The sequence below is a fragment of the Aquimarina sp. EL_43 genome, assembly GCF_943422735.1.
In the GTDB taxonomy this organism is placed as follows: domain Bacteria; phylum Bacteroidota; class Bacteroidia; order Flavobacteriales; family Flavobacteriaceae; genus Aquimarina; species Aquimarina megaterium.
Genome location: NZ_CALSBR010000001.1, coordinates 1,241,872 through 1,254,824 on the forward strand (window position 1 = coordinate 1,241,872; position 12,953 = coordinate 1,254,824).

General features: G+C 31.6%; 12 protein-coding genes. 9 read left to right on the forward strand and 3 right to left on the reverse strand.

Translation table 11 applies throughout. The features are described from left to right. Nucleotide 1 precedes the first annotated feature (1 nt). Nucleotides 2-937 (reverse strand): 2-dehydropantoate 2-reductase, encoded by a 936-nt coding sequence (locus NNL09_RS05715; RefSeq protein WP_025664423.1) that lies wholly within the window; start codon nucleotides 935-937, stop codon nucleotides 2-4. A 205-nt stretch (nucleotides 938-1,142) separates the two neighbouring features. Further along, the gene (locus NNL09_RS05720) at nucleotides 1,143-2,864 is read right to left on the reverse strand and encodes a thiol-activated cytolysin family protein (RefSeq protein ID WP_025664424.1); all 1,722 of its coding nucleotides are present in this window, start codon (nucleotides 2,862-2,864) and stop codon (nucleotides 1,143-1,145) included. Nucleotides 2,865-3,791: 927 nt separating this feature from the next. Here NNL09_RS05720 and NNL09_RS05725 point away from each other — a divergent pair. The 6 genes from NNL09_RS05725 to NNL09_RS05750 all read left to right on the forward strand — a co-directional run bounded on the left by NNL09_RS05725 (nucleotide 3,792) and on the right by NNL09_RS05750 (nucleotide 7,685). Then, entirely contained in the window at nucleotides 3,792-4,670 is an 879-nt protein-coding gene (locus tag NNL09_RS05725; protein WP_025664425.1) for an ABC transporter permease, read from the forward strand. Nucleotides 4,671-4,728: 58 nt separating this feature from the next. Next, nucleotides 4,729-5,133, forward strand: a complete 405-nt coding sequence (locus tag NNL09_RS05730) for a hypothetical protein (RefSeq protein ID WP_231389218.1) — start codon at nucleotides 4,729-4,731, stop codon at nucleotides 5,131-5,133. Then, nucleotides 5,117-5,380: a DUF3098 domain-containing protein gene (locus NNL09_RS05735; protein ID WP_025664427.1), complete on the forward strand. Its 264-nt coding sequence runs from the start codon at nucleotides 5,117-5,119 to the stop codon at nucleotides 5,378-5,380. Before NNL09_RS05730 ends, NNL09_RS05735 begins: the two co-directional genes overlap by 17 nt. Nucleotides 5,381-5,444: 64 nt before the next feature. Beyond that, nucleotides 5,445-6,239, forward strand: coding sequence for an undecaprenyl-diphosphate phosphatase (locus NNL09_RS05740; protein WP_196909408.1), 795 nt, complete (start codon nucleotides 5,445-5,447; stop codon nucleotides 6,237-6,239). Between the two features lie 12 nt (nucleotides 6,240-6,251). Beyond that, nucleotides 6,252-6,959: a tRNA pseudouridine(55) synthase TruB gene (gene truB / locus NNL09_RS05745; protein WP_196909409.1), complete on the forward strand. Its 708-nt coding sequence runs from the start codon at nucleotides 6,252-6,254 to the stop codon at nucleotides 6,957-6,959. Between the two features lie 33 nt (nucleotides 6,960-6,992). Then, on the forward strand, nucleotides 6,993-7,685 hold the full coding sequence (locus NNL09_RS05750) for a hypothetical protein (protein ID WP_196909410.1): 693 nt from the start codon (nucleotides 6,993-6,995) through the stop codon (nucleotides 7,683-7,685). Between the two features lies 1 nt (nucleotide 7,686). Here NNL09_RS05750 and NNL09_RS05755 read toward each other — a convergent pair whose 3' ends face one another. Beyond that, nucleotides 7,687-8,301, reverse strand: a complete 615-nt coding sequence (locus NNL09_RS05755) for a thioredoxin family protein (RefSeq protein ID WP_196909411.1) — start codon at nucleotides 8,299-8,301, stop codon at nucleotides 7,687-7,689. 288 nt (nucleotides 8,302-8,589) lie between these two features. Here NNL09_RS05755 and NNL09_RS05760 point away from each other — a divergent pair, with 288 nt between their 5' ends. From NNL09_RS05760 to NNL09_RS05770, 3 genes are all read left to right on the forward strand, one after another. Further along, nucleotides 8,590-10,863 carry a WGR domain-containing protein gene (locus NNL09_RS05760; RefSeq protein WP_196909412.1) on the forward strand — a complete coding sequence of 758 codons (2,274 nt, stop codon included), beginning with the start codon at nucleotides 8,590-8,592 and terminating at the stop codon, nucleotides 10,861-10,863. Between the two features lie 134 nt (nucleotides 10,864-10,997). Then, nucleotides 10,998-12,305, forward strand: coding sequence for a leucine-rich repeat domain-containing protein (locus NNL09_RS05765; RefSeq protein WP_196909413.1), 1,308 nt, complete (start codon nucleotides 10,998-11,000; stop codon nucleotides 12,303-12,305). 51 nt (nucleotides 12,306-12,356) lie between these two features. Continuing rightward, the gene (locus tag NNL09_RS05770) at nucleotides 12,357-12,920 is read left to right on the forward strand and encodes a DNA-3-methyladenine glycosylase I (protein ID WP_196909414.1); all 564 of its coding nucleotides are present in this window, start codon (nucleotides 12,357-12,359) and stop codon (nucleotides 12,918-12,920) included. Nucleotides 12,921-12,953 lie beyond the last annotated feature (33 nt).

The window sequence follows — 12,953 nt, forward strand, 5'->3', positions numbered from 1 at the left end:
TTTATTTATTTTTTAAAGTTCTGGCTTTAGTCTCCATAGGTAATAAGCAACTATATATAAACGTATTTGCAGGTGTTGAAATATCTAATTTCGCTCCTTGTTTTACAATAAAGCCATTAAAATTATCTAATTCTGAAGGTCTGCCCTCCATAATATCACGTTGCATAGAAGCAGTAGAATCATAGGGTTGTTTACCGATAAAAGTCAGAATCCGAGATACGATATCTTCAGGTAACGAAACCCCTTTAGCGATACCTACTTTATAAATTTCGGTAGCTGTCTGTTCTAAAACACGATAGGTTTCTGGATTTTCATATACCTCTCCGATTGTAGCACGAGTAAGTGCACCAATACCACTAACGGTAGTAATAAACATAAATTTGCTCCAGATATCTACTTCAATATCTTTAGAAATCGCATTGTTAAATCCTGCTTTGTCAAATACTTCTTTTACTACCTCAAGGCGATCTGTTTCACTTTTGTCTAATTCGCCAAAAACAACTTCGGGTTGATGACCAAAATGAGAAATGACACCAGGGCTTTCTATCTTACTATAGATTTTACATAATCCTCCCAATACATGTTTTGCAGCTACTACAGAGCATACTTTTTCTGCATTATCGGCTCCATTTTGTAATGGAATAACAATAGTATCTTCTTTTAAAATAGGATGAATTGATTTTGCTGCTTCGGCTACCTGCCATGATTTGGTACAGATTAGTACTATATCTGCTTTTTCTACAGTATCAATCTGATCTGTTGCATAAAATGGGTGAGTTACAAAATCCCCATTAATACTTTTAACCTGCAATCCTTTATTTTTAATAGCTTCGAGATGTTTTCCTCTGGCTACCAAAGTTATTTTTTGACCAGAATTAGCAATTTTTCCTCCAAAATACCCTCCAACTCCACCAACTCCAATGATGACTATATGCATATTATAATACTATTTTAATGATCTCAAAAACATAAACTCAAATCTAATGAATTCTTTATTTTCCTAACCTTAGTTCACCGCTAAAGTTTAAAACAATAAAAAAAAGAGAGTGTTAGTACAAACACTCTCTTTTTATATGGCAGTTTATTCTAGACATCTATTAAATGCCTTTATAAACTGCTAATAAAGCATTATGAACAAATTCTTATTTTAATATATAAGATGCATAATCAGCCACAAATGGAGCACCTTCAACTGTAGAAAAAGCGCCATTCCACGTTTGTTGATCAAAAGATTCTCCTATCGTATAATCTGGAACATATGGATTGTGACGATCAACATCTACCCATTTTTTGAGATTAGCATTATACTCATAGATAACATATCGTCTTCCTTCACTTGCAGTATCATAATATGGATTGCAACTTGCATCACACTCACCCACTTCTGACACCACTCTAAAACGTTCGCCAATGGCTGACTTCACATTAAAATCTATTACTTTACCCACTGCAAATTCCTTTTTCCCTGTTAAAGGATAATAATCTCTTATAGAATGCTCTATACCATACCCCCAACGTAGTTTTTTACCTGCCTGGTACCATTGTCCTAATTCTGAATCGTATTTCTCTACATATAATCTACCAAAAAGCTCTGCTCCACTGGTACCATGATCTGATGCTTTATACAAAGCAACTGTTATAGGATCTATCCTGATTTTATCATAGTTTACAAGATCACAGTTTTTAACCGTATAATTTATATTTTGAACTACATTAAAAGTTCTGTTTCCATGAACATAATTTACTTTGTATGAGATTGGGTATCCTGGATTTTGACGAGATACATTTGCTCCTTTTGCCAAAAACCCTACAACTCCCTCTAAATCATTAGCTAATGCCGACAAAGATGAAGAGATCCCTGCTTCAGGATTACCTCCTAATTGTTTAACCTTTACATTGGCGTTTTGAAAAATTTCTTTATATCGGGCAGACACATCAACATTAACAGTTCCTACTCCTTTATAAGCAAATTTCAGTGCTGCCTCTACCTCTAAAGCGCTCTCATTAGACTCATATATCATGGTATATAACCTTCCATAAGTTACTGACTCTATATAAGAAGATGGGTTTGCCTGATCCGCAGCAACCTCTTTAAAATCGGTTACATACGGATCAAGTCTTTCTGGGGCAACACTATTACTTAACCAGCCATATTGACCAATTATATTCTCTTTTGGGGAAACAGAAGCAGTAAAAAAACGTTGCTTAAGTGTAACGGCAAACCTGGTTTTTTGTTCGTTAAAATTAATTCCTAATTGTCCTGACACATTGATACTTGGTCCAGAATATCCTGCTTTTAAGGCAAATTGTAGTTGTTTTTCACTATGTATTCTCTCTATAGACACTTCAAAGCTTGCAGGAAAACTTGCATTACTATCATAATAATTATTCAGGATTTCATTTAAGTTGTCTTGTACCTTTCCTGGTGTTGGAGTATCAACATTTCTATATGTTGAAGCAGATGTTCCTGATAAAACATTTACCCTTACCTCTATAGGGTTTCGGCTCTCTCCATAAATTGGAATTGATGTAGGTGCTCCTTCTTGTATCGACCTAGAAGCTATTAGATTACCCGGCCAAAGCAAAGAACCATTAGGATCTAACAGAAAAAAATCTGAATCACTTTGATTGAAAGAAACTTCTTTTGTAACACAATTTTCTTCTACTAAGCTTTTTGCAGATTTGCTTTTATCGCCTTGTTCTTTTATAACCAAATTGCTAACACCATCAGGAATATCCTCATAGAGATACTGAGCTTTTGATTCTAGTTTTGTAACGGCCTGATCATCTAATTTATCATCGTTTTGGCAAGATACTAGTATTGCCAAAGAAAGCCCCAATAAAGTAATATTTGTATATTTCATTAAATAAAATTTTAAATCATTTAGTTAAATCAGTAGTTTAATTGCCTTTTTATGTTATGCAACAATAAGTCATTATGCATACTCTAAAAACCATCACAGATATAAAAAACACTGTTTTTTTTGTTTTTAAAACACCTCTACACTATGAGTTTTGAACATGTAATCTACTGCTTAAAAACTTTTACCTTTTTTAAGAATTTAAATTCAAAAGAGAACTAGTATTACTTTCTATATCATATGATTGCACATATGATCTTATTTAAATTCTGGCGGCAAATATAACACAGGCAACTATCTTATCCTATGGCAATCAAAGCATTAAGACATTGATCACAATTCGTATTTAACATTTTTTTTATTTGCTAAAATGAAACAGATATGAAGAAAAAAAGTGTAAACTATACTTATTTAATAATTTACAAATTAAAATAAATCTCGACGAATTTCGAGATGATGTTTAGCCATAATAATCCCAATCCAAAACCGTAAATAAAAAATATGAATTTTAACACTAAAGTGTTAAAAAATGTAAATTTTAATAACTAATACATTTATCCTTTACCGCAAAGATCATAATACTGGCATTAACAAAACACAAAGCATCCTTAAACATCTTTTTCATATTTACTAAGACCTCTCTTAACAACTTAATCACAAGTTTCAACATCTTGTGCTTACAATAAAAAAGCAACCGGAATTTAGTGCTGAATCTTTAAAATTTATTTTAATACAATAAAATGGATTTAAGCAAGGTTGTAGTAAAGTATACGTTATTCATATGTAAATCAAATGCAATCAAACTATATCGTAAAAACAGATCCCGTTCTGTAATGGGGTTAACTTGAGTAATTTATTCTAAAATGAGGTGCATTTTAGAATAAAAAGTCTCCTTAACTTTATTATTTTTACGCACAAATCAATTTATTTATGAGTTCATCTTTTGAAAAATACCAAAAACGACGACTAATCTCTTCTTATTTTTCTGTTGTTATTAGTATTTCTTTGGTATTATTTTTATTGGGCTTATTAGGCTTGTTGGTTTTAAATACTAAAAAAGTAGCGGATCATTTTAAAGAAAAAATTGCACTTACTATTTATTTAAAAGATACCGCCAAAGATGTTGAAATCAAACAGCTGGAAAAAACTCTGGCGTTGGCAGAATATACTAAATCGACTGCTTTTATTTCTAAGGATGAAGCTGCCGAGGAACACAGTAAGGATATCGGAGAGAATTTTATGGATTTTCTTGGGTACAATCCACTTCAGAATTCTATCGACGTATACTTAAAAGCTGATTTTGTAGATCAGGCAAAAATTGAAGAAATAAATGCTTCTATCATCAAAAAAGATTTTGTAGATGAAGTGATTTATGATAAACCTTTGATCTCATTATTAAACGATAATATAAAGCGTATTAGTTTTTGGGTACTTCTCATTAGTGGTATTTTCACTTTTATTGCTGTATTGCTTATTAACAGTTCTATCCGTTTATCGGTGTATTCAAAAAGGTTTATTATTAAAACCATGCAAATGGTTGGTGCTACAAAAAAATTTATTCGCAAGCCTTTTGTATGGAAAAGTGTGCGATTAGGGATGATAGGAGCAATTGTAGCCTTAATTGGTGTTGGGATTGTATTATACTATCTTAATAAAACATTCCCAGAACTGGCATTGCTTGATGACAAAATCTTACTTATTATTTTATTTGCTGGTATTTTTGGGATTGGCATACTTATCACCTGGATCAGCACATTCTTTGCTACACAACGGTTCTTAAATTTAAGAACTGATGAATTATACTATTAATCTAATTAACACGAATAACTAAACGTATTAACTTAAAACTACTAATCTAGATGTATTAATGGGTAAAATTGCTAAAATATATCTTTCGATCATTTTTGTACTTTTTATTGCCTTTATGGTAGCAGTAATACAAACATTTCGACCTGTACGTAATGTGCAACCTGATGATGTTATGAAGATTGAAGGAATTGTAACCAACATACAGGAAGGATCGGGATTTGATATTGTAATTACCCTTAAAAATGATAAACACCACTACTATATTAATCGTGGATTACAATATCAATTAACTGTAGAACAACTACGCTCTGATATTCTTAATAAAAGAGTTACTTTGTATGGTATAGAAAGATGGACTATATTTACCCGTGATAAAAATATGGGACATATATCAAAATTAATAATTGATGATATTGTAATATTTAACGAAATTGATAACGATGAGCATGAAAAAACAATCTAATAAAAATACGCCAAAACCTGACTTTATTTTTGAAAAGAAAAACTATATCGTTATGGCTATAGGGATAGCGGTAATTGCTCTTGGCTTTATTCTCATGGCAGGAGGAGGAAGTGATGATCCTAATGTTTTTAATCCAGACATCTATAATTTTAGAAGAATTCGATTGGCACCAACTATTGTTTTAATTGGTTTTGGTATTGAAATATATGCTATTCTTCTAAATCCCAATAAGAAGAAAAAACAGTAATTTATCATTTTATTTTACGGTAGTTATATCTTTGCGTCAAATTTAAGAAATCCCAAAATTCTCTATGGAAATCATCGACGCAATTATTCTAGGCATAGTACAAGGGCTTACCGAATTCTTACCTGTTTCTTCTAGTGGTCATCTCGAGCTTGGCAAAGCTATTTTAGGTGATCAAAGCGTACCAGAAGAATCTTTACTTTTTACTGTAGTTCTACATTTTGCAACTGCGCTTAGTACCATAGTAGTGTTTAGAAAGGATATAGTAGAGATTGTAAAAGGAATATTGAAATTCGAAAAAAACGAAGAAACTCTCTTTTCTTTTAAAATCATTATCTCTATGATTCCTGCTGTTTTAGTAGGTTTATTTTTTGAAGAACAATTAGAAAAGCTTTTTGGAGGCAATATTATGTTTGTTGGTTTTATGTTACTCATTACAGCTGCGCTATTATGGTTTGCAGATAAAGCTAAAAGTACTCGAAAATCGGTTAGCAACTCAAATGCATTTGTAATTGGTATTGCTCAGGCAATCGCAATGCTTCCAGGAATTTCGAGAAGTGGTGCTACAATATCTACTTCGGTATTGTTAGGAAATGACAAAACCAAAGCCGCTCGCTTTTCTTTCTTAATGGTTATCCCTTTAATTTTAGGAAAAATTGCTAAAGATATACTTGGTGGAGATCTTATTTTTTCATCAGAAAACAGTATTCCTTTGGCACTTGGCTTTCTGACTGCATTTGTCTCAGGGCTTTTTGCATGTACCTGGATGATTTCTTTGGTTAAAAAGAGTAAGTTAACTTATTTTGCCGTATATTGTATACTTGTTGGTTTATTAGCCATCAGTTTTGGTTTTATTAAATAGCCCCCATCTATAATGCTAACCGAACAAAATTATAAAGACGGTCAAGTTCTTTTAATCGACAAACCGCTGCAATGGACATCTTTCCAAGTTGTAAATAAACTTCGTTGGCTTATCCGGAAAAATTTTGGTATCAAAAAAATTAAAGTAGGTCATGCAGGAACGCTCGATCCTCTTGCAACAGGACTATTGCTTATCTGTACAGGAAAATATACTAAGCGTATACAAGAATTTCAAGGACAAGCCAAAGAATACACTGGGACAATATTACTTGGAGCCACAACACCTTCTTATGATTTGGAAACCGAGATTGATCAGACTTTTCCTGTAGATCATATTTCTGAAGAAATTATTCATAAAACAACATCCCTTTTTATCGGAGAAATAGAACAATACCCTCCGATTTTTTCAGCTTTAAAAAAAGACGGAAAACGATTATATGAATATGCACGAGAAGGAGAAACTGTAGAAATTAACTCTCGAAAAATTACTATAACCGAATTTGAAATCACTAATATCAAATTTCCGGAAGTAGAATTCAGAGTTGTATGTAGCAAAGGGACATATATTAGATCATTGGCACATGATTTTGGAAAAGCATTAAATAGCGGGGCTCACTTAACTGTTTTAAGAAGAACTAAAATAGGATCATTTTCGGTTGAAGATGCGACTACAATAGAGTCTTTTGAAAACCAGTTAGCCTCAAAAATTGAAACTACATAAAATATTGTAGAATAAAAGTAGTTATAATTACCTATGGAATTTGTAGAAAAACATAAAGCTTTGATTATCACATCTATGTTGATGGGAATCGTCGTTCTAAGTCTTTACAATATCAATATGATAAATAAGCAAAAAGAACAATCTGAAATCTTAATGGAAATCCCTGAGGAATTTCTTGCCGAAGAAGAAGAGCCCGAAGAAGAACTAATCGCTCAGGAAGATCGACAATTAATTGCTGCCAAAAGAACACATGCTGCTTTTAATGAGGATTTTGAAGATCCAGAAGAGTTTGAACAACGAATGAAATCATTAACAGAAGCTGAAACTTCTGCAGAAGAAAGTGAAGAAGCTGCACCAACAGAAGGAGAGGCTCCTATTGATGAAGAGGAAGAAAGTGAAACTGAAAAAAAGGAAAAACCAGAACCAGAAGGTAAAGAAACCAACAATAGAAACAGTTCTCTTACTTATAGCTTGAAAAACAGAAAATCTATAGATCTACCTAACCCAGTATACACATGTAACGGAAATGGTAAAGTAGTAGTAAAAATCGAAGTCAATAAAAATGGATATGTAATTAATACCAAAATAGACAAGAGAAATTCTACTACCAGAAACGAATGTCTTTTTGACAATGCTATGGATTATGCCAGAAAAGCTTTATTTTCTCGTTCTGATATAGAAGAACAAGAAGGTACTATTACTTATTACTTTAATTACGGATCTTAAGCTACAGTAATCTCAACACATCTTCTGCAATATTCGCACCTTTGTCCTTGTTATACCAAACTTGTAAATCTTGCTTAAACTCTGGATCTAAACTGCCGTGTTGCTCTTTATAATCATTTACCATTTGTGTTGTTACAGAAGGCCTGGGACCCCATGAGTTTAACACTTCTTTGTTTTGATTATCAAACACAATTAATTTAGGTATTGATTTTCCTCCGTTGGTTAAAAAATTATTCATCAACTCATCGTGATCATCTCTAGAGATGATTTTTAAATCTATCCCATCATTTAATTCTGCAAGTTTATTCAATACAGGTAATACATGCGCAGCATCTCCACACCATCCCTCTGTTAATACTACCCAGGTTACATTTAGATCGGCATTAGAAAATGAGGTACTAATAGATTCGTCTATTTTCAAAGTCTTATCCCATCGTTTCATTCTACGATCATTAAGCATACTATAATTTGTTAATGCTTCAGATTGTTCGTGACCAGTAGATTTATTTTCGGTTAACAAGTCACTAATCAGGTTCTTATATTCCTGATATGTGTAGGAATTATCAATTCCTTGAGTTATCAATTCGGGTATTGTCATTGTAGTAGGTTGTTCCATAATTATAGGTCTCAAAAATAGGTAAAACAATATTTTTATATCAAAAACGCATAGATCAAAATCGTATAACTGTCAATTTTTGAAGGTTTCTTATACATAGACGATAGTTATCTTTAAAACTTACAGATATTCTATACTCCCTGAAAACAGTGGGTACGTTTATACGGTTAATAGTGTACTCTGTATACAATTAGATTTGAATCTTTGTATTCTAGTCTTTTTTTTTGATTTTAATATAAAACAGACGTACATATATCATAAAAAGTAGCTCATAACTAATCTAATTATATGGAATCTCTCGAGAATACCGAATCAAAAAACAGTAAAACAAAAACAGATAAAGATTACGCTATAGAATTTGAATCCGCAATGAAAAACTGGGGAGAATATTATTCAGACTGGGCAGGATGCAAAAATATTTATGTGGGTGAAGATCGAGAGATAAAAGGTAATACCATCTATCCCGAAAGCGGCGATTGGGTTGTAAATGACATAAGAGGTAAAAGCGGCACTTATGGTATTGATCATGAATCTTCTAGAATCTATAAAGTAAAACTAAAAAACCCAGAACACTATCCCAAAGTAGATTATAAACAACAAGCATTAAAACTAAAAGTCGATGCGGTAGCACTTATGGAGCGATACCATTGGTTCTCAATGCTTTTTAGAGACTGGGCTCATCAAACAGAAGTAACTCCCTATGGCGTATGGGATACCCCCGATGATATAGACAAAGATTATGAAAATGAAAAAACCGAATTCGTAAATGATCCCCATTTAGCTTTATACTGGTTATTACATTTTGGGTTTTCTTTAGATAATAGATACGAAGAAGTAAAAAACATAGTACTTGATAATCAATTAGAAGAACAACTAGAATATTTTAAAATGACTCTTGGTTTTTTTAATACAACCGATGCTTTTTATGATCTACAGATACATGATGAATATTCTTATTGTGATGAGGAGGATAGTTTTGAAAATCTATTCTTAAGAAGACGTGCATACTTAGTATTTAATACTCAATCTTATGAATTTAGAGGGAAAGAAGATAATTTACAACAATGGTGGTTATCTATAATTATATATCCCCAGGCAGAAAAAAACATGATCAAACGTATGCGATGGCTAAAAAATAACTTAAAAAAACATAATAAATGGATTGAGTTTGATGAAATAATCAAAACGGTTAAAATAGAAGAAATCAGTTTACTACCATATATATTGGCATGTAGTCCCAATACAAAAGACAAAACAAAACATGCAAATCGTTTTTTAGAAGAACTACTCGATGGAAAGAAAATCTGGAAAGAAAACATACGACGTAAGTTCGTACAAATCATGATTTGGGATTTAAAAGATCTTTTTACAGAAAAAGATCTTCTTAAAAAGGCGGTCAATTTTTACTTCAAAGGAAATACTGCCTCCAAAGAATATGCAGATTTATTAACTGTAATAGGAGAACCTACTCCAGATTCTGATACCGTTCAAAAGATTTTAAGAAAACTCGCCGACATTTTTAAAGATTATGATGATCTTAAAACGACCACAGCCGAAAAAGAACGTTTATATAAAAAAACAGACGCTATATTCTCTTCTTTAGAAGAAAAACTACTATATCAAGTTATAGAAAACAGTAATGAATATGAATTATCAAAACGAGCCTTTTATTTCTTGTATCTAAATGACCTTCCTAATAAGCAACAAACTATTACACAACTGTTTTCTAACTTAGGATTATATCATCATGATATTCCTGAAATTTTCACAAAAGAATTTCCTCACTTAATCAAAGATGAGAACGATCCTAATATCGAAATTGTAAAATCATGGTTTACACTACCAGAAAGTAAATTCGAAAGTAGGTATAATGCAGAAAAAGCTCCCGGAGTTGCCTGTATGTTTTTCCTGAATGTTTTACACTTACCCGATATTTTTAATTTCGTCGTCAACACATTATTACTTGATGAAGACACTCTTCAAAAAATACCACACCTATCAGAAGTTATTTTTACACAATTACTTTCTGAAGAATATGGCACTAAAATAAACCCTACTAATAGGTTTAATAAAGAGCAAATTGAAACCATGCTCGAAAATACCTTTACGTTTTTAGAAAAAAATCATTCCAAAATTCCCGGAGGTAGCACAGAAGCTATCCGTACCATTTACCACTGCGAGAATCCACTAGCAAAAAACTGGATTAAAGAACATCACAAAAGTACAGATATTGAAAAACGTTTTGGAAATATGTCTATTGACATGGATGATCTTACCGAAGAAATAAATGATGCTTTAGAAAGCGCCCTAGAATTTATAAGAGATGCAGAACAAAATGTTTATTTAGAATATAAAGACGAGAAATCATCAAAATTTTGGAAAATAAAATATTACCAAGAAATTTTCACAATAACTTATGGTAAAATAGGTACGAAAGGACAATCAAAAACAAAAGAATTTAAGGATATAAACACAGCACATAAAGAAGGAAAAAAGCTTATTGAGCAAAAAATAAAAAAAGGATACATATCGACCACTGAAAAATATTTTTATCAGAAATAAAAACAAAAAAATATGATTTTAAAGCTAACAGTCAGGAATTTAAATAATAACTTTACAAGAGGGACATTATACACTTTACACATTACAGACGTATAGCATTATTTTAAGGGGTTTTCGATAGAAAATTTAAATACATGAAAAAATCATTTACTATAATTATTCTATTACTAGGATATATAACTGCTATTGGTCAGGAAAATAAAATTTACACCTCATTGCAAGAAGCATTAGTCAATAAAGATCAGGTGTACAAGCTAGACCTTAGCCATACTAAACTCACAAAACTATCTGATTCTGTAGCCCAACTAAAACATTTACAATACCTTAACCTTGAAGGAAATGAAATAAGTAAATTACCAGAATCTATTGGGGATTTAAAAAAATTAAGAACACTTAATGTAAAAAAGAACAAACTTGTTGAGCTACCGGGATCTTTTGGTGATTTACAAAATATAGAGGTTTTATTTTTATCTGAAAATCAAATCCTTACACTCCCCGAGTCTATTGGAAATTTAAAAAAACTAGGATGGTTATTCTTAAAAAATAATCAAATCAAGGTGTTACCCGAATCCTTTGGTAATCTTGCAAGTTTAAAAAAATTGGATTTAAGACAGAATCAACTTGTCGAGTTATCTAATACTTTTAGTAATCTTACCAGCTTACAAGAACTTCTTATAGAAGGAAATCGACTTTCTGAATTACCATTAACATTTGGGAATCTAAACAATATAGAAGCGCTAAATCTATCTGGCAATCAAATTGATGAATTACCCGAATCTTTTGGAAATCTAAATAGCTTAGAATGGTTGATTTGTAAAGAAAATAAGCTAGATCGTATTCCTGAAACCTTCGGAAACCTTTCAAAATTAAAACTGCTGTACTTAAATGCTAATAAAATAAGTAAGCTTCCAAAATCTTTTCAAAATCTTACCAATTTAAAAGACCTCAACCTATCTGGCAACAGACTTTCTAAAGCAGAAAAAGAAATAAGCAAACAATTATTACCTAATTGTGAAATTAATTTTGAAAACAGTTACTACTCTTTGCAGAAGGCCTTAGAAAATAAAAAAAATGTTGACATCCTGTATCTTTCGGATAGTGAATTAACAGAACTCCCAGAATCAATAGGAGAGCTTAAAAATTTGCAAAAGTTATATCTCATAAGCAATCAACTTAAGAAATTACCAAAATCCTTTGAGAAACTTAAAAAATTAGAAACTCTTTCCTTGTCTTATAACAGTATTGCAAGTTTACCAGAATCCCTATACAAACTTAAAAACTTAAAACAACTCTATTTAGATAGTAATAAACTCTCTTCTTTGCCAGAGTCTATAAAAGATTTAAAAAAATTAAAAATCATTCATCTATCTGGTAACAACTTATCTGATCTAGAAAAGGAAAAAATTAAAAAACTACTGCCTGATTGTTCGATTTCTTTTTAAAATAAACAGTATTTTAGAAATTTGATCTATAAAACAAACTAAGAATATACTATGCAAAAACACAGATGTGGTTGGTGCCTTGGCGACCCTCTATATGAGGCCTATCATGATACCGAGTGGGGAGTACCATTACACGACGAGCAGCTTTTATTCGAATTTTTAATCCTCGAAACTTTTCAGGCAGGTTTGAGTTGGATTACCATTTTACGAAAACGAGAAAATTTTAGAGTTGCTTTTGATAATTTTGATTATAAAATCGTTGCTAAATATAACGACACGAAGAAAGAAGAATTATTACAAAATGCTGGAATCATTCGCAATAAACTAAAAGTAAATTCTGCAATAACCAATGCTCAGAATTTTATTAAAATACAAGAAGAGTTTGGCAGTTTTAATACATACATCTGGAGTTTTGTAGATGGGAAACAAGTTCAGAACAGTTGGCCTCATTATAAAGATTGCCCTGCGACTACAGAAACTTCTGATATGGTAAGTAAAGATTTAAAAAAGCGAGGGTTTAAGTTTGTGGGTTCTACCGTGATTTATGCTTTTATGCAGGCTATTGGTATGGTAAACGATCACGAAGTAGGCTGTTTTAGATACAAAGAAGTTTAACATATCACACAAAACCATTAAAAACATCAGAAG